Origin of the sequence: Ramlibacter sp. (assembly GCF_035627355.1) — a bacterium.
GTDB lineage: Bacteria > Pseudomonadota > Gammaproteobacteria > Burkholderiales > Burkholderiaceae_C > Ramlibacter.
Window position 1 is genome coordinate 53,124 of record NZ_DASPLW010000014.1, and the last position, 21,835, is coordinate 74,958.

Genomic DNA, 21,835 nt, shown 5'->3' on the forward strand with positions numbered 1-21,835 from the left:
GGAGCCGCCATGGAACAACACAAGAAGAAACTGCTCTGGATCGCCGGCGGCATCGCGTTGCTGGTGCTGCCCCTGCTGCTGCAGATGATGGGCAACTTCTGGGTGCGCATCGCCGACTTCGCGCTGCTGTACGTGCTGCTGGCGCTGGGCCTGAACATCGTGGTCGGCTATGCCGGCCTGCTGGACCTCGGCTTCGTCGCCTTCTTCGCCATCGGCGCCTACATGTACGGCCTGATGGCGTCGCCCCACCTGTCCAACACCTTCGAGTGGTTCGCGCAGATGTTCCCGGAGGGCCTGCACACCTCGGTGTGGCTGGTCATCCCGCTGGGGGCGTTCCTGGCCGGCATCATGGGCATCCTGCTCGGGGCGCCGACACTGAAATTGCGCGGCGACTACCTCGCCATCGTGACGCTCGGCTTCGGGGAGATCATCCGCGTCTTCCTGAACAACCTGGACCACCCGGTCAACCTGACCAACGGGCCCAAGGGGCTGGGGCAGATCGACTCCATCACCCTGTTCCACTTCGAGGCGCTCGGCATCCCGGGGCTGAACCTCGGCCGCTTCCTGGACATCGGCGAGTTCCGCGTCAGCAGCGTGACGCTGTACTACTACCTGTTCCTGGTGCTGTGCGTGGTCAGCGTGATCATCTGCCACCGGCTCGAGCTGTCGCGCATCGGCCGCGCCTGGATGGCGGTGCGCGAGGACGAGATCGCCGCCAAGGCGATGGGCATCAACACCCGCAACATGAAGCTGGCCGCCTTCGGCATGGGCGCCACCTTCGGTGGCGTGTCCGGCGTGATGTTCGCGGCCTTCCAGGGCTTCGTCTCGCCCGAGTCGTTCAGCCTCATGGAGTCGGTGATGATCGTCGCCATGGTGGTGCTGGGCGGCATCGGCTACCTGCCCGGCGTGATCCTGGGGGCCGTGCTGCTGTCGGCGCTGCCCGAGGTGCTGCGCTGGGTCTCGGGCGTGTTCGACCTGCAGTCCGTCTCCGGCGGGCGCCTGGACCCGGCCATCCTGCGCCAGCTGCTGATCGCGCTGGCGATGATCATCGTGATGCTGCTGCGGCCGCGCGGGCTGTGGCCGGCGCCGGAACACGGCAAGTCGCTCCAGCAGGCGGGGCGTTGAACATGACGACGGATACGGTTCTCAAGGTTGCGGGCATCTCCAAGCGCTTCGGCGGGCTGCAGGCCCTGTCGGACGTGGGCCTGACCATCCAGCGCGGCCAGGTCTACGGCCTGATCGGCCCCAACGGCGCCGGCAAGACCACGTTCTTCAACGTGATCACCGGGCTCTACACGCCGGACAGCGGCACCTTCGAGCTGGCCGGCAAGCCCTACAAGCCCTCGGCCGTGCACGAGGTCGCCAAGGCCGGCATCGCCCGCACCTTCCAGAACATCCGCCTGTTCCCCGAGATGACGGCGCTGGAGAACGTGATGGTGGGCCGCCACGTGCGCACCCATTCCGGCCTGCTGGGCGCGATCTTCCGCACCCACCGGTTCAAGGAGGAGGAGAAGGCGATCGCCCAGCGCGGCCATGAACTGCTCGAGTACGTGGGCATCGCCCGCTATGCCGACTTCAAGGCCCGCACCCTGTCCTACGGCGACCAGCGGCGGCTGGAGATCGCGCGGGCGCTGGCGACCGATCCGCAGCTGATCGCGCTGGACGAGCCCGCGGCCGGCATGAACGCCACCGAGAAGGTGCAGTTGCGCGAACTGATCGACCGCATCCGCAACGACGACCGCACCATCCTGCTGATCGAGCACGACGTGAAGCTGGTGATGGGCCTGTGCGACCGGGTGACGGTGCTGGACTACGGCAAGCAGATCGCTGAGGGCACGCCCGCCGACGTGCAGAAGAACGAGAAGGTGATCGAGGCCTACCTCGGCACGGGAGGCCACTGATGGCGGATGTTGTTCTCAAGGTCAGCGGCCTGAAGGTCGCATACGGCGGCATCCAGGCCGTCAAGGGCGTGGACTTCGAAGTGCGCCAGGGCGAGCTGGTCACGCTGATCGGCTCCAACGGCGCGGGCAAGACCACGACGATGAAGGCCATCACCGGCCTGCAGCCGATCAGCGACGGCGACATCGAGTACCAGGGCCAGAGCGTCCGCGGCCGCGGGCCCTGGGACCTGGTCAAGCAGGGGCTGGCGATGGTGCCGGAAGGCCGCGGCGTCTTCATGCGCATGACCATCACCGAGAACCTGATGATGGGTGCCCACATCCGCAACGACAAGGCGGGCATCGCCAGCGACATCGACAAGGTCTTCACCATCTTCCCGCGGCTGAAGGAACGCAAGGACCAGCTGGCGGGCACCATGTCCGGCGGCGAGCAGCAAATGCTGGCCATGGGCCGCGCGCTCATGAGCCGGCCCAGCCTGCTGCTGCTGGACGAGCCCTCGATGGGCCTGTCGCCCATCATGGTGGACAAGATCTTCGAGGTAGTGCGCGAGGTGTACGCCCAGGGCGTCACCATGCTGCTGGTGGAGCAGAACGCCAGCCGCGCGCTGCAGACCGCCGACCGGGCCTACGTGATGGAGTCCGGAATCATCACCATGAGCGGCAACGCCCGCGAGATGCTCAGCGACCCCAAGGTGCGCGCCGCCTACCTGGGCGAGTGAACGCCGCCGCCCGTCCGCCGCTCAGGCGGACGTGGCGCGATCAGTACCGGTACTGCAAGCCCAGTCCCACCGCCCGCACGGCCTCGCGCCCGCCGGCGCCCAGGCGCAGTTCATGGCTGTCCAGCCCGAGGGTGGCCGACAGCCGCGGGGTGACGGCCATGCTCAGGCCGGCGCCGAACGACAGGCCGTAGGCGCCGTCCGGGCCTGCGCCCGTGCTCCCCAGCAGCGGGGTGCCCGCCTCGGGATAGCCATAGGTGGTGCCCAGCTTCCCGTACACGGAGAAGCGGCTGCCGAACAGCGGCTGGCGGCCCACCAGGCTGAGGTTCAGTCCTTCGCGTTCCGCATTCGGCGACAGGCGGTCGGCCGTGCCCAGGCGCAGCGGCGCGAGCTCCACGTTCCAGTGGAAACCGGTGTCCGGCCGGCGCGCCTGCAGGTCGATCGCCTCGGTCTCGCAGGGCAGCAGCGACGCACCGCAGCCGATCGGCACGCTCAGGGGACGCAGGCCCAGGCGGCCGGTGGCGCTGGTCGGTGAGGCGCTCCAGGGATCCGTCGACGGAGAGGCCAGCTGGGCGGAGGCCGACCCCGCAGCCAGCATCAGGGCGCCCACCACGGCCAACGAACGAGCGGTGCTTGGTACGGCATCCATGGGACGGACTCCTCTTGTTTCGCGTTGGAACAATTTAGGAGCGGTGTAGCTGGGCTGCCGTGGGAAATGATTCCGCCCGTCTGTAGGACGTTACTGTCGTGCTGCGGATTCGATAGCTGGCCGGACTGACGGGGCCTCGCTTGGCGCACCCGTGCTGGCGCCGGGTTGGCGGTCCGCGCCAGTTACACAAGTGACGGATCCACACGTCCGTGCATGGGCGATACGCAACGCGACCGTGGGGGAAAACAAGAAGGCCGCCGGCCCGTTCGGGGCGGCGGCCTTGGCTCGTACGTGGATCGCAGCGGTCAGTCGACCTTGGCGCCCGAAGCCTTGACGATCTTCTCGTAGCGGGCCAGTTCCGACTTCATGAAGGCCGCGAACTGGTCGGGCGTGGTCGGCACCGGCTCGGCCATGAGGCCGGCGAAGCGGGTCTTGGTCTCGGCGGCCTGCAGCGCAGCCACGAAGGCCTGGTTCATGCGCTGGATGGTGTCGGCCGGCGTGCCGGCCGGGGCGACCAGGCCCCACCAGGTGTCGATCGAGAAGCCCTTCAGCGTGTCCGCGACCGGCGGCGCGTCGGGCAGGTTGGGCGAACGCTGCAGCGTGGTGACCGCCAGCGCCTTGAGCTTGCCGGCACGGATGTTGGGCGCCGCCGTGGCCAGGTTGTCGAAGTTGAAGTCCACGTGCCCCGACAGCAGGGCGAGCTGCGCCGGGTTGCCGCCGTTGTAGGGGATGTGCACCGCGAAGATGCCGGCATCGCGCTTGAACATCTCGCCGGCCAGGTGGCCGGCGCTGCCGTTGCCGCCGCTGCCGTAGTTCAGGCGGCCGGGGTTGGCCTTGGCATAGCGGATCAGGTCGGCCAGCGAGTTGATCTTCAGGCGGGCCGCGGTCTCGGCGTTCATCACCAGCACGTTGGGCACGCGCACCATCTGCGTGATGGGGGCGAAGTCCTTGGCCGGGTCGAACGGCAGCTTGCCGAACAGCCAGGGGTTGATCGCGTGGGTGGCGACCGCGGCGATGCCGATGGTGGTGCCGTCCGGCGCCGCCTTGGCGATCATGTCGGAGCCGATGTTGCCGCCGGCGCCGGGCTTGTTCTCGATGATCACGGTGCCCAGCGTGTCCTTCACCCGCTCGGCCAGCACCCGCGCCGTGGTGTCCAGCGGGCCGCCGGGGGCGTAGGGGACGATCAGGCGGATCGGGCGCTGCTGCTGCGCGAAGGTGGGGAAGGCCGCGACGGCTGCGGCGCCGGAGAGGAGGAGGTGTCTGCGCTTCATGGGGCTCCTATTGTCGCAATGCGTAGAGGGGTTCAGCCGAGCCGCGCCAGTTGCTCGCGCAGGCGGGCCAGCGTGGCGCCGAAATCGGCGATGCGCTTGCGTTCCTGCTCGATCACGGCGGCGGGTGCCTTGGCGACGAAGGCCTGGTTGGACAGCTTGCCCTGGGCCTTGGCGAGTTCGCCTTCGACGCGCGCCGCCTCCTTGGACAGGCGCGCCTTCTCGGCGGCGACGTCGATCTCCATGAACAGGCACAGGCGCGCTTCGCCCACCACGGCCACGGGCGCGGCCTTGGCGGCGGCGGCCCAGGCGGCCTCGTCGTCGAAGACCTTCACTTCACTGAGCCGCGCCAGCGCCTGCAGCACCGGCGCCACCTCGCCCAGGAAGGCGGCGTCGCCGGTCGCCAGCAGCGGCAGGCGGGCGGCGGGGGACACGTTCAGTTCGCCGCGCAACTGGCGGCAGCTGTCCACCAGGGCCTTGAGCCGGTCGACGTAGGCGATGGCGGCCGCGTCGATCTTCTCCGGCTGCGCCTGCGGATAGCGGGCGATGCTGACCGACTCGCCGGCCAGGCCGGCCACCGGGGCGACCTTCTGCCATAGCTCCTCGGTGATGAAGGGGATGACCGGGTGCGCCAGCCGCAGGATGGCTTCCAGGGTGCGGATCAGGGTGCGGCGGGTGGCCCGCTGCCGGCTTTCGTCACCATCCTTGGCCGCTTCGCGCAGCTGCACCTTGGCGATCTCCAGGTACCAGTCGCAGTACTGGTTCCAGACGAAGTCGTAGATCGCGTTGGCGACGTTGTCCAGGCGGTAGTCGGCAAAGCCCTGCGCGACCTCGGCTTCCACCTTCTGCAGCACCGAGGCGATCCAGCGGTCGGCCTGGCTGAAACGCAGGTAGCCGTGCGCCGGGCCGCCCGGCTCGCAGTCGGCCTTGGTGTGCTCCCGCAGGCCGCAGTCCTGGCCCTCGCAGTTCATCAGCACGAACAGCGACGCGTTCCAGAGCTTGTTGCAGAAGTTGCGGTAGCCCTCGCAGCGCTTCGGGTCGAAGTTGATGCTGCGGCCGAGCGAGGCCATGGACGCGAAGGTGAAGCGCAGTGCGTCCGCGCCGTAGGCCGGGATGCCCTGGGGGAATTCCTTCTCCGTGTTCCTGCGCACCTGCGGCGCCGTCTCGGGCTTGCGCAGGCCGGTGGTGCGCTTGTCCAGCAGCGGGCCCAGTTCGATGCCGTCGATCAGGTCCACCGGGTCCAGCACGTTGCCCTCGGACTTGCTCATCTTGCGGCCGTGCGCGTCCAGCACCAGGCCGTGGATGTACACGTCGCGGAACGGCACCTGCCCGGTGAAGTGGGTGGTCATCATGATCATCCGGGCGACCCAGAAGAAGATGATGTCGTAGCCGGTCACCAGCACGCTGGAGGGCAGGTACAGCTCCAGGTCGCGCGTCTTGTCCGGCCAGCCCAGGGTGGAGAAGGGCACCAGCGCCGAGGAATACCAGGTGTCCAGCACGTCCTCGTCGCGCCGCAGGACCTTGCCGGGCGCCTGGGCCTGCGCTTCGGCCTCGCTGCGCGCGACGTACACGTTGCCCGCCTCGTCGTACCAGGCCGGGATCTGGTGGCCCCACCACAACTGGCGCGAGATGCACCAGTCCTGGATGTTGTCCATCCACTGGTTGTAGGTGTTGACCCAGTTCTCCGGCACGAAGCGCACCTGTCCGCTGCGCACGGCGTCGATCGCCTTCTGTGCGATGGACTTGCCGGTGGGATCCTGCTCGCTCACCTTGGTCATGGCGACGAACCACTGGTCCGTCAGCATGGGCTCGATCACCTGCCCGGTGCGCGCGCAGCGCGGCACCATCAGCTTGTGCTTCTTCGTGTCCTCGAGCAGGCCTTGCGCCTGCAGGTCGGCGACCACGCGCTTGCGGGCCTCGAAGCGGTCCAGCCCACGGTAGGCAGCCGGTGCGTTGTCGTTGATCTTCGCGTCCAGCGTCAGCACGCCGATCATCGGCAGGCCGTGGCGCTGGCCGACGGCGTAGTCGTTGGTGTCGTGCGCGGGCGTGACCTTCACCACGCCGGTGCCGAATTCGCGGTCGACGTAGTCGTCGGCGATCACCGGGATCTCGCGGTCGCACAGCGGCAGCCGCACCGTCTTGCCGACCAGGTGGCGGTAGCGCTCGTCCTCCGGGTGCACCATCACCGCGACGTCGCCCAGCATGGTCTCGGGCCGGGTGGTCGCCACCGTCAGGGAGCCGCTGCCGTCGGCCAGCGGGTAGCGGATGTGCCAGAGGGAGCCGTCCTCCTCCTGGCTCTCGACCTCCAGGTCGCTGACCGCGGTCTTGAGTTCCGGGTCCCAGTTCACCAGCCGCTTGCCGCGGTAGACCAGGCCCTGCTCGTACAGCCGCACGAAGGTGTCGGTGACGATGGTCGACAGCCTGTCGTCCATCGTGAAGTACTCGCGCGACCAGTCCACGCTGTCGCCCAGGCGGCGCATCTGGGTGGTGATGGTGTTGCCGGACTGGCGCTTCCAGTCCCAGGCCCGCTCGACGAAGTTCCTGCGCCCCAGGTCGTGCCGGCTCTGCCCCTGCTGCTGCAGCTGGCGCTCCACCACGATCTGGGTGGCGATGCCCGCGTGGTCGGTGCCCGGCAGCCACAGCGTGTTGAACCCGCGCATCCGGTGGTAGCGCGTGAGGCTGTCCATGATGGTCTGGTTGAACGCATGCCCCATGTGCAGCGTGCCGGTGACGTTGGGCGGCGGCAGCTGGATGGCGAAGGCCGGCTCGCCGTCGCGCGGCTCGCCGGTGCCCCGGTAGCCGGCCCGGCCGTAGCCGCGCTGCTCCCAAGCCGGGCCCCAGCGGGCTTCGATGGCGGCGGGTTCGAAGGACTTGGACAGGCTGGCTGGGCCGGGCTGCGGGGCCGTGTCGTTCATGGTGCGGGTGCTTATCCGAATGAACAACGGCATCCGTCCGGATGCCGTTGAGCCACCACTGGCGTGGCCGGGTGGGAAGAGCACCGATTTTAGCGAGTACCGGCCTCAGGCCCCCGCGTGGCGCCGCAGTGCCGGCATCGCGAGTGCGGCCACTGCGCCCACGCCCGCCAGCAGCAGTCCGGCGGCGGCGACCGCCGGGCGCACGCCCACCTGCTGGAGCAGCGCGCCGGCCGCCACCCCGGACAGCGCCGGCACCACCTGCGAGGTGATGGAGTACATGGACATGACGCGCCCGCGCAGGGCGACCGGCGCCTGCGCCTGGATGCCCGAGACGACCAGGCTGATCACCAGCCCGCCCAGCAGGCCCACGCCCGCCAGCGTCAGGGCCGACCCGGCCGGCGACTCCACCAGCGCCAGCCCGGCGAACACCAGGCTGGCCACCGTGACGCCGCCCAGCACGGTGCGGCCGTGGTGCACGCGGCGCGCCAGCACCAGCGCCAGCACGCCGCCGGCGATCAGGCTGGCGGCCAGCAGGCCCAGGTAGGCGCCGCGCAGTGCCTCCGACAGCCCGAGCTCCTGGCGGGCCAGCCGGGGCAGCAGGATCTGCATCGGGCCGGTCATGGCATAGCCGGCCACGGCGGCCAGCATCAGCTGGCGCAGCAGCGGGGCCTCGCCGACCGCGCGGAAGCCGGCCCCGATGTCGGACCAGACCGATTGCATCGAGGGCTGCGGGTCGGCCCGGGTGCGCAAGCCCGCCAGCAGGGCCGAGGACAGGACGAAGCCCGCGGCGGCGGCGGCCAGCACCGCCGGCCAGCCGGCCCGCCCGCGGATCAGGCCGATCGCCATCGGAGCCAGCCCGAAGCCGATCAGCACCTGCAGGTTGAACACGATGGTCAGCGGCTTGAGTTCGGCCGCCGAGGCGATCTGCCCCAAGGTGGTCAGCCGCGCCGGCCCGACGAAGGACCAGGCTAGCCCGCCCATGAAGGCGCCGGCCAGCGCCCACGCCGGGCGAGTGCCGACTCCGGCGCCGACGTCCGCCCACCCGAGGCAGGCCAGTCCGACCAGGAACAGCGCCTGCGCGCCGTGGATCACCCGCACCGGCGCCACGCGATCGCACAGCACGCCCGCGAACCAGCCGAACACGATGGAGCTGCCGAAAGCGAGGCCGAAACCCAGGCCGGCCAGCAGGTCCGAGCCCACCGCTTCCTGCAGGTACAGGATGACGGTGTAGTTGAACATGTGGCCGGCGGTGAACGCCAGCAGGCAGGACAGCAGGAAGCGGCCGTGGCGGCGGATCATGGCGCGCGCGCGTCGCCGGGCCGCAGATGGATGAAGGTGGGCTGCGCGTCCTCGATGTGCCAGGAGGGGAAGGCGCCGTTGGCCAGGAAGACGCGGCCGTCGGCGCCGAACTCCACGTCGCGGGTGAAGGTCACCTTGCGCGGCATCGGGAAGAAGCGCCAGGTGCCGGTGGCGATGTCCAGGCGCTGGACCGAATCGGAATTGGTGCCGGTCACCCAGACCTGGTGGCGCTGGCGGTCCACGTTCAGGGAGTAGGGCGTGTCGCTGCCCTTGGGCCGCACCGGCATCTCGAAGGTGGTGAAGCGGCGCGCGGCCGGCTCGTAGCGCAGGATCGCGGACTCGTTGAACATCGCGATCCAGAGGTTGCCGTCGCGGTCGCTGCGCAGGCGCCGGGGCGCGCGCAGCGGCGTGGCGATCATGGTCACCCGGCCGGTGGCGGGATCGATGGAGGCGATCTCGTCGGTGTGCATGCGGGCGATCCAGACGGTGCCGTCGGGCGTAATGTCGATCCCGTAGGGCAGCGGAACGCCGGTGGACTTGTGGTCCACCCGAACCCAGTTGGTGATCGGCAGGCCCCAGCCGATCAGCTTGAAGATGAAGGGCGTCAGCTTCACGGTGAGCTTTTCCATGAAGCTGCGGAAGGGGAGGTCGTAGAGCGTGAAGCGTGCGGTGGCGCGATCGAACATCGCCACCTGGTTGGACAGGGCCAGCGTGAACCAGACCCGGTCCCTGGCATCGATGCGCACCGTGTGCGGATAGAAGCCGCTGTCCATCTCGTGCACCTTGAAGGACTTGCTGCGGGGGTCGAACTCGATCAGCCGGCGCTGGTAGGACGGCGTGATGAACACATGGCCGTCCTTCCTCGACTCGGCCAGCGAGTGGATGCCCTGGTAGGTCTCGTGCTTGGGGAATTCCGCCAGCCGCCCGGCCAGCAGGCCGCCCAGCTTGTCGCCGGGCAGCGGCGGGATCTTGTAGACGGTGTAGGCGCCGGTGTCCGGGTTGACCTCGTAGATGCGGTCCTGCAGGTTGTCGCCCACGTAGACCATGCCGTTGCTGTGCGCCAAAAAGTCGTGCATCTGGGAGAAGCGGTCGCCCAGCGGCAGCTCGGTGATCTGGGCGCCGGCCAGCTCGGGCACCCAGGGGGTTGCTTCCGGCACCCGTTCCGGGTGGGCCGCGATGTCCTTCCAGTGCGCCTCCAGCAGCGCCGGCATGGACTTCTGCGACTCGCTGGACAGCCGGGCGCCGTAGCGCACCATCCGGCGGATGGCCGTGTCCCACTCGCTGGCGCTGCGCTCGCGGCGCAGGAAGGCCGATCCCTGCTGGTGGCAGAAGGCGCACTGGAGCATGAACTCCTTGCGGATGGCTTCCTCCGGGATGCTGCTGGACAGGGTGGCGGTCCAGGCATTGGAGGGCTTTTGCTCGGCCAGCGCGCGGGGGTCCTGCTCGGCCGCCATCGCCAACTCGGTCCGCGAGCCCAGCTCGGTGGAGGTGAGCTGCAGGTCCTTGAAGCCGGGCTTGCGCAGGCGCAGCGTGAACGGTGCGGCGCTGTCCGGCAGCACGGCCTGCCCGCGCGCATCGGTGAAGCGCGTGTGCTCCAGGGTGCCCTGCTGCGGCCGGCCCGACGCGGCGTAGCCGTTGTCCGAGTCGTCGATGCGGGCGGCCCGCGGCACCTGCGTGACCATGACCAGGCCCAGGGGCTGGCCATCCGGGCCCTGCACCTGCAGCGTCAGGGCCTGTGCGCCGCTGGCGGCCAGCAGCAGGCCGGCCAGGGCAACGCCGTGCATCGTCGTCTTCATTTTTCTTCAGTCTCCTTGGGAAGTGGGTGCCAGCTCGGCCTGCAGCCGACGCCGCATGAGGGCGGCGTACAAGCTCGGGCAGCAGCGGCTGAGCACCCAGGCCGTGCGGGCTGTCGCCCCGGGCAGCAGCAGCCGTCGCCCGCGCGACGCCGCCCGGACGATCGCCTGCGCCACCTCGTCCGGCGTCGCCTGCGCACCGGTGGTCTGCCGAGGCCGACCCGCGGGCCGGCCGTCGCCGCCCAGCGCCGCGCCGTCGATGCCGGTGGCGATGAAGGACGGGCAGACCAGCAGCACCTCCACGCCATCACCGGCCAGTTCGGCCCGCAGGCTGTCGAAGAAGCCGTGCAGCGCGTGCTTGCTGGCCGCGTAGCCGGTGCGGCCGACCAGCGGCGAGAAGCCGGCCACGCTGGAGATCGCGATCACCAGGCCGCGCGCGGCGCGCAGGTCGGGCAGGGCGGCCTGCGTGCAATGGACGGTGCCGAAGAAGTTCACCTCCATCACCCGCCGGATCACCTCGGCCCGCGTCTGCGCGAAGGCGCTGCGGTGCGCGATGCCGGCGTTGTTGACCAGCACCTCGATGCGGCCCAGGGTCTCGCTGGCCATGCGCAGGGCCGTGGCGCAGGCCGCCGCGTCGGTCACGTCGCAGGGCTGCGGCAGTACGGTCTGGCCGCGCGCCGACATCTCGGCGGCCAGCGCCTGGAGGCCGTCGGCATCACGGTCGAGCGCGGCCACCCGGGCGCCGGCGGCACCGAAGTGCAGGCACAGGCTGCGCCCGAGGCCGCCTGCGGCGCCCGTGACCACCACCGTGCGGCCGGCGAAGCTCCGGTGCGTCATGCCGCCGCGCTCCGGTTCGCGAGCGCGGCCCGGTAGACCTCGAACACCTCGGCCGAGGTGTAGCGCGGCGTGTAGCCGAACACCGTCTTCAGGCGCGTGTTGAGCAGCACCGGCCGGTAGCGCAGGAAGTCGATCTGCTCCGGTCCGTACTGCGTCAGGCCGAGCGGCTTGAGCACGGCCAGTGCGCCCTGCAGCACGCCCGCCGGCAGCACCCGGCAGCGCTTGCCCAGGCGGGCGGCGATCTCGTGGATGGTGAGTGCGCCGTCGCCGGCCACGTTGAAGATGCCGGCCGGGCCGTCGGCTATCGCGCGCAGGATGATGGCCACCACGTCCTGGTCCCAGATGAACACGAACGGGCTGTCGGAGCCGGCGATGGCCAGCGGCCGGCGCTGCTCGAACAGGCCGGTGATCTGGTTGCGCACGGTGGCGCCGAGGATGGTGCCGATGCGCAGCACCACCTGCTCCAGCCCGGGGTGGTCCTCGCGGTGGCAGGCGAGCAGTTCCTCGACCAGGCGCTTGTGGTGCGAATAGGCGAACACCTCGTTGCCGCGCAGCGGCACGTCCTCGGTGATCCAGGCCGGGTTGTCGGCGTGGTAGCCGTAGGCCGCGCCGCTGGAGGACACCACGATGCGGCGCACGCCGTGCCGCACGCAGGCCTGCAGCACGTTGCGCGTGCCGTTCACGTCCACGTCGTACTCGAACTCGCGCCGGCTGCCGCGCCCCGGCGTGACGATGGACGCCAGGTGCACCACGGTGTCGATGCGGTGCGTCGCGACCAGCGTGGCGAGCTCCGGCGAGCGCACGTCGCCGGTCTCGTAGCGCACGCCCGGCAGCCGCTCCGCCGGCGGCCGCACGTCGTGCGCCAGCACCAGCGACGCGCCGGCCTGCTGTGCCAGCCCGGCCACGACCTGGCGGCCCAGGTAGCCGCCGGCCCCGGTCACCAGGACGCGCGGCGCGTTCATGCCCGGGCCCGGCCGGGGCCCAGCGCCTGCGCCTGGCCGCCGGGGTCGCGGCGCTTCCAGAAGGTGGCCAGCGCCAGCCCGGCGACGATGTGCCAGATGCCCCACCAGGCGGTCACGATGGCCATGCCGCCCAGGCCGTTGAAGAAGTTGAAGATCAGGGTCAGGCCCAGCCCCGAGTTCTGGATGCCCATCTCGAAGGTGATCGCGCGGCGGTCGCGCTCGGGCAGCCGCATGGCCGCCGACAGGCCGTAGCCGGTGGCCAGCGCCAGCAGGTTGTGGATGAACACCACCAGCACGACCAGGTGGATCCAGGCCAGGAAGTGGCGGAAGTTGGCCGCCAGCGCGCCGACGATGAAGGCCGCCAGCACCAGCAGCGACAGCCGCTTCATCGGCGTGCGCACCCGCTGCGCGAAGCCGGGGAAGCGGCGCGCCACCCACATGCCCAGCACCAGCGGCACGCCCAGCAGCAGCACCACGACTTCCAGCATCTCCCAGGGGCTCATCGCCACCTGCTTCATCAGGCCGCTGGTCACCGGGTGCAGGTTGCCCCAGAACGCGAAGTTCAGCGGCGTCATGAACAGGGCGACCGCGGTGGACAGCGCGCTGACGCTGACCGACAGGGCGGTGTTGCCCCGCGACAGGTGGACCAGGAAGTTCGAGATGTGCCCGGCCGGGCAGGACGACACCAGGATCATGCCGAGCGCGATGCTGGGGATCGGATTCAGCACCCAGACCAGCACGTAGGTCATGGCGGGAAACAGCACGTGGTGGCCGACCAGCCCCAACGCGAGCGCCCGGGGCGTTTTCAGCGCCTCCCGGAAGTCCTCGACCTTCAGTTCCAGCGCCACGCCGAACATCACCAGGCCCAGCACCGCGTTGAGGATCCTGAGCGTCTGGGGATCGAAACTCAGTTGCACCTGGTCGACTGGCAGCATCGCGTGTCTCCGTTGTCCGGGGCCTGCGGCCGCGCACGGTGCGCGGCGGTCCAGCCCTCTCGTAGCCGGATGACTTTAGGGCACACTCGACGGGCCGTCCCGCACCAAGCGGGACACGCGGCCGGCAATTCGGGACAGGCCGGCCGCCGACCCTCCGCCATGCAAGGACAGCACAGCGTCACCATCCGGTTCACCCAGGCCGTCCTGGAAGCGGCGCAGCGCCACGGTGCGCGCGTGCCCGAAGGCCTGCTGCAGTCCCTGGCCCGGCGCCCGCGGGTGCCCATGGCGCAGCAGGACGAGCTCTGGGCCCTGTTCGCGCAGGCCACTGCGGCCGACCCGCTGGCGGCCCTACGCCTGGGCACCGGGCTGCAGGCCGGTCACCTGGACATCGTCGGCCTGCTGCTCCTGAGTTGCGACACGCTGGGCGAAGGCCTGGAGGTGCTGACGGAGTACGCGCCCATCATCGGCGACAACGCCCGCTTCGAGACCGCGACGCTGCCCGACGGGATGGCGCTGCGCTACCTGCCGGCGTACACGGCCTGCCGCGAGCTGCGCGTGGAGGCTGCGATGGGCTGCGTGGTCAACCTGGCGCGCTGGATGACCAGCGGCCGCTTCCGGCCCTCGGGCGTGGAGTTCGCGCACGCGCCGCGCGCGGAGCCGGGCGCGTACGAGGCCCTGCTCGGATGCCCGGTGCGCTTCGGCCAGCCGGTGGACAGCGTCACCATGGCCGCGGGCGAAGCCGGCCTGGGCCTGATCCAGGCCGGCGACCGGCTGCATGCGCAGCTGCGCCTGATGGCCGACGAGATGCTGGCCTCGCTGCCGAGCGGCGGCGTCTCCAGCCGCGTGCAGCAGCTGATCCGCGCGCATCCGCGCTGGGGCAAGGAACGCGTGGGCGAGGCGCTGGGCATGAGCGGCAGGCACCTCAATCGCAAGCTGGCCGCCGAGGCGGTGTCGTTCAAGGGCCTGCGCGAGGCCCTGCTGCACGAGATGGCCACCCAGGCCCTGCAGGCGGGCCAGTCGGTGGCCGCGGTCAGCGAGAAGCTGGGGTTTTCCGACGAGGGCGCGTTCTCGCGCGCCTTCCGGCGCTGGCGCGGCCAGACGCCGGCCCAGTTCGCCCGCGAGCCGTCGACCCCGGCCTAGTGGAAGTCCTTGGCCGCGGCCACGCATTCCTCCAGCACGCGCGCGTCGCCGACCTGGTTGGCCAGCAGCAGGATCAGGCGGGCGTTGAGCAGTTCCGACTGGTCGCGGCTCAGGCCCTGGTGCGCATCCAGCAGCTGCTCGTAGAAGGTGTCGGCGTCCTGGAAGTTGAGGGTCGTCTTCATCGAGGTCGGCAGCTTCATTCGTGTGCTCCTGCGGCGCCCAGGGCGCGGGCGATGGCCTGCACCAGGCTGGCGTCCACGCTCTCGCCGGTGGCCGCCACGTAGCTGTCGGGCCGCACCAGCGCCCACGCGTGGCCGAAGACGTGGCATGCGCCCTGCAGGTGCCCCTGCGGATCGCGCACGTGTTCGACGGCGCCCGGCCGCTGGTTCGGCCCCAGGACCTGCAGGCAGCGCAGCGGCGCCGCCTCCGACAGCTCGCGCAGGCGCGACAGGCCGGCCCGGCCGGGGTCGCCGAAGACCAGCAGCAGCAGGCGGCCTTCCGCCCACTGCAGCAGGTCGTTGACCACGCCCCTCGATCCGTCGGGCCACTCGAAGGCGACGTTCTGCACCGACAGGCCGCCGGTCCGGTCGCACACGCTGGAGCTGGTATACGGGTTGGCGATCGCCATGCGGCCGGTGTTCACCAGCTGGCGAGCGAACGGGAACTGCCGCGCCAGGCCCACCGCCGCGTTGCGGAACACCCGCTCGATACCGTCGGCCGGCCGCAGGAAGCGGGCGGTGCGGTTGGTCACCAGCACGTTCTGCCGGGCGGCCTCGTGCCGCTCCTCGTGGTAGCTGTCCAGCAGTGCCGCGGGCGCGCGGCCCTGGAGCACCGCGGCCAGCTTCCAGGCCAGGTTGTCGGCGTCGGCGATGCCGGTGTTGCCGCCGCGCGCGCCGAAGGGGCTGACCACCTTGGCGGCATCGCCGACGAAGAACACGCGGCCGTGGCGCATCGCATCCACGCACTCGCTGCGATACGCGTAGGGGCCGACCCAGACGATCTCGACTTCGCAGTCGGCGCCGAACTGGCGCTGCAGGCGCTGGCGCACCACGTCCTCGCGGCTGACCTCTTCCGGGTCGGCGTTGGGCGCCATCTGGTAGTCGATGCGCCAGACCTCGTCGCCCATCAGGTGCTGCCAGACGGCGCGGTTCTCGTTGAAGGGCGCCTCGATCCAGGTGTGGCGCTCCACCGGCGGGTGCTTGGTGAAGCGCACGTCGGCGATGCACCAGCGGTCGTCGCCCTTCTTCGCCGTCACGCTGGCGCCCACCCACTGGCGGAACGGGCTGTGGCAGCCGCTGGCGTCGATCACGTGCTGGGCGCGGATGCGGTAGTCGCCGGCCGGCGTGGTGACGGAAAGCGTGGCGCCGTCGTCGTCCTGCTGGAAGCCGGTGACTCGGTTGTTCCAGCGCAGCTGCACCACGCCCAGTTCGCGGATGCGCTCGACCAGGTAGCCCTCGATGTAGAACTGCTGGATGTTGATGAAGGGCGGTTGGATCGACAGGTTGTAGCCGCTCTGCTGGCGCAGGTCGAAGGAGTAGACCTCGTCCTGGCCGGCGAAGGTGCGGCCCACGCTCCACTGGATGCCCTTGCGGGCGATGCGCTCGTAGACGCCCAGCCGGTGGAAGATCTCCAGCGACTTCTGCGTGTAGCAGATGCCGCGCGAGGAGGCGCCCTTGACGCCGACGGTGTTGTCCTCGTCGAGCAGGACGGCGGGGATGCCGTAGTGGGCCAGGGCGCAGGCCGCGGTGAGCCCGGCCAGCCCGGCGCCCACGATGACCACCGGATGTTCCCCGACCGTGCCGGTGGCCAGCTCGGCCGGCGCCTCGAACGGGTACTCGGGCAGCTGGTAGCCGCTGCCCGAGGTGAATTCGTAGCCATTGGTCAGGGCCGTTTCCGCGTAGCCCGTCCTCAGCTCGTCCATGGCGATGGTCTCCTCGTTGTCACACGCGCCCTTCTTTGTAGGTCATCCCCGCGCAGGCGGGGGTCCGGGTCATCCAGGCAGGCCGCGAACGGTCGCACTGGATTTCCGCGGGGGCCCGCCGGCCCGAAGGCGAGGCCGGGAATGACGGGGCCTTACTTCTTCACGAACTCCGGCCGGTCGTTCTGCTGCGGCTTGAGCGGTTCGGCGGCCTTGCCGGCCGCCCGGTCCTTGCGCCACTGCTCCTTGCGCGCGGTCCATTCGTCCAGCCGCTTGTGCGCGGTCTTGCTCTCCTGCAGCATCTGGAACTCGTCGGCCAGCTGGGCCGTCAGCTCCAGCCGGATGCCGTTGGGGTCGAAGAAGTAGATGCTGTGGAAGATGTGGTGGTCGGTGATGCCCAGCACCTCGACCCCGTGCGCTTCCAGCCGCGCCTTCATGTCCTGCAGCGCCTGGGTCGAGTCGACCCGGAAGGAGATGTGGTTGACCCACTTGGGCGTGTTGGGCGAGGGCTCGCAGGCCTGGTCGTCGCCGAGGTCGAAGAAGGCGATGAACGAGCCGTCCTGCAGGCGGAAGAAGAAGTGCGTGTAGGGGCAGTACTCGCCGGTGCTGGGCACGTAGTCGCTCTGGATGATGTGGTAGAGCGGCAGCCCGAGGATGTCCTCGTAGAAGCGGCGCGTCTCCTCGGCGTCGCGGGCCCGGTAGGCGTAGTGGTGGAGCTGCTGGATGGGTGCGGGGGCCGGCAGCGCGGCAGTGTTCGGGACGGCGGCCATGGGTTCTCCGGAATTCAACATTGCGTAACGCGTTTACTTTACCGTAATGGGCGCAGAGGCCCGGCGCGGCCATCGGCGGACCCATGCATGCACCCTATGGTTCCCTTAGCCATCTTCAATGCGGCGGATTGAGCCGGCCAATTAGACCGTGCGGTGAGGCGGCGCTACAGTCCCTGGGTCCTCGGGCCGAACGCCCCGGGCGCAAGGCTCTACCGATCCACCCATTTCCAAGGAGACTGCCATGGCCACCCTCAAGGGTTCCAAGACGGAAGAAAACCTGAAGGCCGCCTTTGCCGGCGAATCCCAGGCCAACCGCCGCTACCTCTACTTCGCAAACAAGGCCGACGTGGAAGGGCAGAACGACGTCGCGGCGCTGTTCCGCTCCACCGCCGAAGGCGAGACGGGCCACGCGCACGGCCACCTGGAATGGCTGGAGCAGTGCGGCGATCCCGCCACCGGCCTGCCGATCGGCGGCACGCGCGACAACCTCAAGGCTGCCGTGGCCGGAGAGACCCACGAGTACACCGACATGTACCCGGGCATGGCCAAGACGGCGCGCGATGAAGGCTTCGACGAAGTCGCCGACTGGTTCGAGACGCTGGCCAAGGCCGAGCGCTCGCACGCGAACCGCTACACCAAGGCGCTGAACGAGCTGGTCGACTGACGCGCGACCGCCCTCCCTCTCCCAAGTGGAGAGGGCTGGGATGAGGGCGGGCGCGAATGCGCCCTCATCCGAGCCCACACGACAAGAAGACCCGACATGCTCCCGCGCGAAGGCAGCCTCGAGGCCCCCACCCGGCACCCCATCGACTGGCGCAACGACGCCTTCTACGACGAGGGCGCCGCCTTCAAGGAGCTGGAGCGCATCTTCGAGATCTGCCACGGCTGCCGCCGCTGCGTCAGCCTGTGCGGCGCCTTCCCGACGCTGTTCGACCTGGTGGACGAGGGCAGCACCGGCGAGCTCGACGGCGTGGCCAAGCAGGACTACTGGAAGGTCGTCGACCAGTGCTACCTGTGCGACCTGTGCTACATGACCAAGTGCCCCTACGTGCCGCCGCACGAGTGGAACCTGGACTTCCCGCACACCATGCTGCGGGCCAAGGCGATCAAGTTCAGGAAGGGCATTCCTGCCAGCGAGCGCTTCCTCGCCTCGACCGACACCCACGGCAGCTTCGCCGGCATCCCGATCGTGGTGCAGGCGGCCAATGCGCTGAACCACACCAAGCCGGCCCGCGCCGCCATGGAGAAGGTGCTGAACGTCGACCGTGACGCCTGGCTGCCCGACCTGGCCACGCGCAAGTTCCGCTCCGGCGCGCCGAAGTCGGAAGACCTGCCGGTGAAGGACGGCGCCAAGACGCCCGGCAAGGTCGCGATCTACGCCACCTGCTACGTCAACTACAACGAGCCGGGCATAGGCCACGACCTGCTGAAGGTGCTGGCGCACAACGAGATCCCGTACCGCCTCGTCGACAAGGAGAAGTGCTGCGGCATGCCCAAGCTGGAGCTGGGCGACCTGGAGGGCGTGGACAAGCTCAAGCAGGCCAACATCCCGGTGCTGGCCCGCTACGCGCGCGAGGGCTGGGCCATCCTGTCGGCCGTGCCGAGCTGCACGCTGATGTACAAGCAGGAACTCCCGCTGATGTACCCCGACGACGCCGACGTGCAGGCCGTCAAGGAAGCGATGTGGGATCCGTTCGAGTACCTCTCCGCTCGCCGGCGCGACGGCCTGCTCAAGACCGACTTCAGCCAGCCGCTGGGCAAGGTGAGCTACCACACGCCCTGCCACGGCCGGGTGCAGAACATCGGCAAGCGCACCGAGGAGATGCTCAAGCTGGTGCCGGGCACCGAGGTCGCCACCCACGAGCGCTGCTCCGGGCACGCCGGCACCTACGGCGTCAAGAAGCAGTACCACGCCATGGCGATGAAGATCGGCAAGCCGCTGTTCCGTCGCATGGCGGAACACCCCGCGGGCGGCGCGCCCGACTACATCAGCTCCGACTGCCCGCTGGGCGGCCACCACATCGCGCAGGGCTTCGAGGTGAACCAGCTCGGCACGCCGGAGCTGCAGCACCCGCTCAGCCTGCTGCGCAAGGCCTACGGACTGTGAACCCCCCATGCAACTGACCGGCAAGATCACCCCCGACAGCCTGATGACGCTGGAGGCCTACGCCCGCTGGCGCAAGGCGCACAAGGGCGAGGTCATCGCCCACCGCAAGCAGCGCAGCGTGCAGCTGGGCGAGCACCTGACGCTGCAGTTCGAGAGCGAGCTGACGATGCGCTACCAGATCCAGGAGATGCTGCGCATCGAGAAGATCTTCGAGGAAGAGGGCATCCAGGCCGAGATCGACGCCTACGCGCCGCTGGTGCCCGATGGCGGCAACTGGAAGGCCACCATGATGCTGGAGTACCCCGACGAGAGCGAGCGCCGGCGCGAGCTGGCCCGGCTGATCGGCGTGGAGGACCGCATGTTCGTCGAGGTCGAGGGGCATGCGCGCGTGTACGCGATCGCCGACGAGGACCTCGAGCGCGAGAACGACGAGAAGACGTCCTCGGTGCACTTCCTGCGCTTCGAGCTCGACGCGCCCATGCGCGCGGCCGTGAAGGCCGGCGCCGAGGTCAAGCTGGGTTGCGACCACCGCAACTACCCGGCGCACATGACGATCCCGGCGGAGACGCTGGCGGCGCTGGCGGGGGACCTGAAGTAGGGCTGCGCCCTAGTCCGGCGCGAACAGATCCACCCGGTCCGTGATGATCCCGTCCGTCCCCAGCGCCCACAGCCGCTGCGCGGCCCACTCGTCGTTCACGGTGTAGCTCAGGCAGCGCAGACCCGCGCTCTTGGCCTGGGTGACCGTGCTGGCGTCCCACAGCGCGTGGTTGCACACCAGCGCCACGCACTCGAGCTGCAGCGCCATCTCCAGCCAGCCCTTCCACAGGCTGTCCAGCAGCAGCCCGCGCGGCAGCTGTGGCGCGGCATCGCGAGCGCCAGCCAGCGATTCCGGACGGAACGAGGTCAGCAGCGGCGGCACGGCCGCATCGGCCCACAGGCGGGCGGCTTCGCGCGCGACCACCTCGCCGGTACGCAGCTCCAGCCCGGGCGTGGGCTTGATCTCGATGTTGAGGAAGTAGCCGTTGGCGCGGCAGAAGCGCGCGACGTTCTCCAGCGTCGGCAGCGGCTCGCCGGCATGGGCGCGCGAGTGCCAGCTCCCGGCGTCCAGCTGCGACAGCTCGGCCCAGGGCTTGTCGCCGCCTAGGCCCGTGCCGCTGGTCGTGCGATCCAGTTCCGCGTCGTGCATCAGGAACACCACGCCGTCGGCCGACAGCTTGGCGTCGCACTCGAACATGCGCCAGCCGTGCTGCGCGCCCAGCCGGAAGGCGGCCATCGTGTTCTCGGGCGCCAGCTTGCCGGCACCGCGGTGGGCGACCCAGCGCGGATAGGGCCAGTCCGTCACGCTTCCACCCGCTTGCCGGAGCCGGCGTCGAACCAGTGCAGCCGGTCCTCGCGCGGCCGCACCCGGATCACCGAATCGGCGGCGGGGGCCGGCTGGCCTTCCTCGCTGCGCACGATGATCGGCTCGCCGCCAAGCCGGCCGTAGATCAGGCGCTCGGCGCCCAGCAGTTCCACCGTCTCGACGCGGACCTCCCAGCCGTCGGCGCCCATGTCCAGGTGCTCGGGGCGGATGCCCATCAGGCGGCCGTTGCGCCCGCCCGGCGCGTCCTTGAGCAGGTTCATGGGCGGCGAGCCGATGAAGCTGGCGACGAAGGTGGAGGCGGGCCGGTGGTAGACCTCCTCGGGCGTGCCGAACTGCTCCATCACGCCGGCGTTCATCACGATCATGCGCTGGGCCAGCGTCATGGCCTCGACCTGGTCGTGGGTGACGAACAGCGAGGTGATGCCCAGTTCGCGGTGCAGCTTCTGGATCTCCAGCCGGGTCTGGGCGCGCAGCTTGGCGTCCAGGTTGGACAGCGGCTCGTCGAACAGGAACACCTGCGGCTGGCGCACGATGGCGCGGCCCATGGCCACGCGCTGGCGCTGCCCGCCGGAGAGCTGGCGCGGCCGGCGATCGAGCAGGTGTGACAGCTCCAGGATGCCGGCTGCCTTGTCCACCCGCTGCTTGATCTCCTCGCGGGGCATCTTGCGCAGCTTCAGGCCGTAGGCCATGTTCTCGAACACGCTCATGTGCGGGTAGAGCGCGTAGTTCTGGAACACCATGGCGATGTCGCGCTCGGCCGGCTCGAGCTGGTTCACCACCCGCCCGCCGATGGCGATCTCGCCGCCGCTGATTTCTTCGAGCCCCGCCACCATGCGCAGCAGCGTGGACTTGCCGCAGCCCGAGGGCCCGACGATGACGATGAATTCGCGGTCGGCCACCTCGGCGTTCACGCCGTGGATCACCTGCAGTTCGTGCTTGCCTTTGCCGTACTTCTTGACGACGTTTCTGAGGGAGATGGATGCCATTTACTTTTCCGTGTCCACGAGGCCCTTGACGAACCATTTCTGCATCAGGATCACCACCACCGCCGGCGGCAGCATCGCCAGGATCGCCGTGGCCATGACCACGTTCCATTCGATGTAGACCTCGCCGAAGATCAGGCGCTTGATGCCCATCACGATGGGATACATCTTCTCGTCCGTGGCCACCAGCAGCGGCCACAGGTACTGGTTCCAGCCGTAGATGAACTGGATGACGAAGAGGGCGGCCATCGAGGTCTTCGACAGCGGCAGCAGCACGTCCTT

General features: G+C 69.8%; 21 protein-coding genes. 7 read left to right on the plus strand and 14 right to left on the minus strand.

From position 1 onward, the window contains the following. Nucleotides 1-9 precede the first annotated feature (9 nt). From VEC03_RS05285 to VEC03_RS05295, 3 genes are read left to right on the plus strand one after another with little or no spacing between them, the layout of a single operon-like run. Complete coding sequence (locus VEC03_RS05285; RefSeq protein ID WP_324913255.1) at nucleotides 10-1,125, plus strand: branched-chain amino acid ABC transporter permease; 1,116 nt, start codon at nucleotides 10-12, stop codon at nucleotides 1,123-1,125. A gap of 2 nt (nucleotides 1,126-1,127) precedes the next feature. After that, entirely contained in the window at nucleotides 1,128-1,901 is a 774-nt protein-coding gene (locus tag VEC03_RS05290; protein ID WP_324913256.1) for an ABC transporter ATP-binding protein, read from the plus strand. Further along, on the plus strand, nucleotides 1,901-2,617 hold the full coding sequence (locus VEC03_RS05295) for an ABC transporter ATP-binding protein (RefSeq protein ID WP_324913258.1): 717 nt from the start codon (nucleotides 1,901-1,903) through the stop codon (nucleotides 2,615-2,617). Before VEC03_RS05290 ends, VEC03_RS05295 begins: the two co-directional genes overlap by 1 nt. Nucleotides 2,618-2,657: 40 nt before the next feature. On the opposite strand, the gene VEC03_RS05300 is transcribed toward VEC03_RS05295, so the two are convergent. From VEC03_RS05300 to VEC03_RS05335, 8 genes are all read right to left on the minus strand, one after another. Continuing rightward, nucleotides 2,658-3,263 (minus strand): hypothetical protein, encoded by a 606-nt coding sequence (locus VEC03_RS05300; protein ID WP_324913260.1) that lies wholly within the window; start codon nucleotides 3,261-3,263, stop codon nucleotides 2,658-2,660. 305 nt (nucleotides 3,264-3,568) lie between these two features. After that, nucleotides 3,569-4,534, minus strand: coding sequence for a tripartite tricarboxylate transporter substrate binding protein (locus VEC03_RS05305; RefSeq protein ID WP_324913262.1), 966 nt, complete (start codon nucleotides 4,532-4,534; stop codon nucleotides 3,569-3,571). Between the two features lie 32 nt (nucleotides 4,535-4,566). Then, nucleotides 4,567-7,446, minus strand: coding sequence for a valine--tRNA ligase (locus tag VEC03_RS05310; protein WP_324913264.1), 2,880 nt, complete (start codon nucleotides 7,444-7,446; stop codon nucleotides 4,567-4,569). 105 nt (nucleotides 7,447-7,551) lie between these two features. Beyond that, nucleotides 7,552-8,745 carry an MFS transporter gene (locus VEC03_RS05315; protein ID WP_324913266.1) on the minus strand — a complete coding sequence of 398 codons (1,194 nt, stop codon included), beginning with the start codon at nucleotides 8,743-8,745 and terminating at the stop codon, nucleotides 7,552-7,554. After that, on the minus strand, nucleotides 8,742-10,541 hold the full coding sequence (locus VEC03_RS05320; RefSeq protein WP_324913268.1) for a virginiamycin B lyase family protein: 1,800 nt from the start codon (nucleotides 10,539-10,541) through the stop codon (nucleotides 8,742-8,744). The genes VEC03_RS05315 and VEC03_RS05320 overlap by 4 nt, the downstream gene beginning before the upstream one ends. A 6-nt stretch (nucleotides 10,542-10,547) precedes the next feature. Next, complete coding sequence (locus VEC03_RS05325) at nucleotides 10,548-11,375, minus strand: SDR family oxidoreductase (protein ID WP_324913270.1); 828 nt, start codon at nucleotides 11,373-11,375, stop codon at nucleotides 10,548-10,550. Continuing rightward, the gene (locus VEC03_RS05330; protein WP_324913272.1) at nucleotides 11,372-12,337 is read right to left on the minus strand and encodes an SDR family oxidoreductase; all 966 of its coding nucleotides are present in this window, start codon (nucleotides 12,335-12,337) and stop codon (nucleotides 11,372-11,374) included. The genes VEC03_RS05325 and VEC03_RS05330 overlap by 4 nt, the downstream gene beginning before the upstream one ends. After that, nucleotides 12,334-13,272: a bile acid:sodium symporter family protein gene (locus VEC03_RS05335; protein WP_324913274.1), complete on the minus strand. Its 939-nt coding sequence runs from the start codon at nucleotides 13,270-13,272 to the stop codon at nucleotides 12,334-12,336. Before VEC03_RS05335 ends, VEC03_RS05330 begins: the two co-directional genes overlap by 4 nt. Before the next feature lie 159 nt (nucleotides 13,273-13,431). Between VEC03_RS05335 and VEC03_RS05340 the strand changes: the two genes are divergently transcribed. Continuing rightward, the gene (locus VEC03_RS05340) at nucleotides 13,432-14,412 is read left to right on the plus strand and encodes an AraC family transcriptional regulator (RefSeq protein WP_324913276.1); all 981 of its coding nucleotides are present in this window, start codon (nucleotides 13,432-13,434) and stop codon (nucleotides 14,410-14,412) included. Here VEC03_RS05340 and VEC03_RS05345 read toward each other — a convergent pair. The 3 genes from VEC03_RS05345 to VEC03_RS05355 form a co-directional block, all read right to left on the minus strand. Next, the gene (locus VEC03_RS05345) at nucleotides 14,409-14,612 is read right to left on the minus strand and encodes a DUF2783 domain-containing protein (protein ID WP_324913278.1); all 204 of its coding nucleotides are present in this window, start codon (nucleotides 14,610-14,612) and stop codon (nucleotides 14,409-14,411) included. The genes VEC03_RS05340 and VEC03_RS05345 overlap by 4 nt on opposite strands. Next, nucleotides 14,609-16,333 carry an FAD-dependent monooxygenase gene (locus VEC03_RS05350; protein ID WP_324913280.1) on the minus strand — a complete coding sequence of 575 codons (1,725 nt, stop codon included), beginning with the start codon at nucleotides 16,331-16,333 and terminating at the stop codon, nucleotides 14,609-14,611. The genes VEC03_RS05345 and VEC03_RS05350 overlap by 4 nt, the downstream gene beginning before the upstream one ends. Nucleotides 16,334-16,485: 152 nt before the next feature. Further along, the gene (locus tag VEC03_RS05355) at nucleotides 16,486-17,100 is read right to left on the minus strand and encodes a VOC family protein (protein ID WP_324913282.1); all 615 of its coding nucleotides are present in this window, start codon (nucleotides 17,098-17,100) and stop codon (nucleotides 16,486-16,488) included. A gap of 241 nt (nucleotides 17,101-17,341) precedes the next feature. On the opposite strand from VEC03_RS05355, the gene VEC03_RS05360 reads away from it, so the two are divergent. The 3 genes from VEC03_RS05360 to VEC03_RS05370 all read left to right on the plus strand — a co-directional run bounded on the left by VEC03_RS05360 (nucleotide 17,342) and on the right by VEC03_RS05370 (nucleotide 19,805). Beyond that, the gene (locus VEC03_RS05360) at nucleotides 17,342-17,764 is read left to right on the plus strand and encodes a rubrerythrin family protein (RefSeq protein ID WP_324913284.1); all 423 of its coding nucleotides are present in this window, start codon (nucleotides 17,342-17,344) and stop codon (nucleotides 17,762-17,764) included. Between the two features lie 96 nt (nucleotides 17,765-17,860). After that, on the plus strand, nucleotides 17,861-19,207 hold the full coding sequence (locus tag VEC03_RS05365; protein ID WP_324913286.1) for a heterodisulfide reductase-related iron-sulfur binding cluster: 1,347 nt from the start codon (nucleotides 17,861-17,863) through the stop codon (nucleotides 19,205-19,207). A 7-nt stretch (nucleotides 19,208-19,214) separates the two neighbouring features. Then, on the plus strand, nucleotides 19,215-19,805 hold the full coding sequence (locus tag VEC03_RS05370) for a DUF3501 family protein (RefSeq protein WP_324913288.1): 591 nt from the start codon (nucleotides 19,215-19,217) through the stop codon (nucleotides 19,803-19,805). 9 nt (nucleotides 19,806-19,814) lie between these two features. Here VEC03_RS05370 and ugpQ read toward each other — a convergent pair whose 3' ends face one another. The 3 genes from ugpQ to VEC03_RS05385 form a co-directional block, all read right to left on the minus strand. Next, nucleotides 19,815-20,549, minus strand: a complete 735-nt coding sequence (ugpQ, locus tag VEC03_RS05375; RefSeq protein ID WP_324913290.1) for a glycerophosphodiester phosphodiesterase — start codon at nucleotides 20,547-20,549, stop codon at nucleotides 19,815-19,817. Then, a complete protein-coding gene (locus VEC03_RS05380) occupies nucleotides 20,546-21,556 on the minus strand; it encodes a sn-glycerol-3-phosphate import ATP-binding protein UgpC (protein WP_324913292.1) in 1,011 nt (336 codons plus the stop codon). Before VEC03_RS05380 ends, ugpQ begins: the two co-directional genes overlap by 4 nt. After that, a partial coding sequence (locus VEC03_RS05385; RefSeq protein ID WP_324913294.1) for an ABC transporter permease subunit occupies nucleotides 21,557-21,835 on the minus strand: 279 nt, incomplete at its 5' end.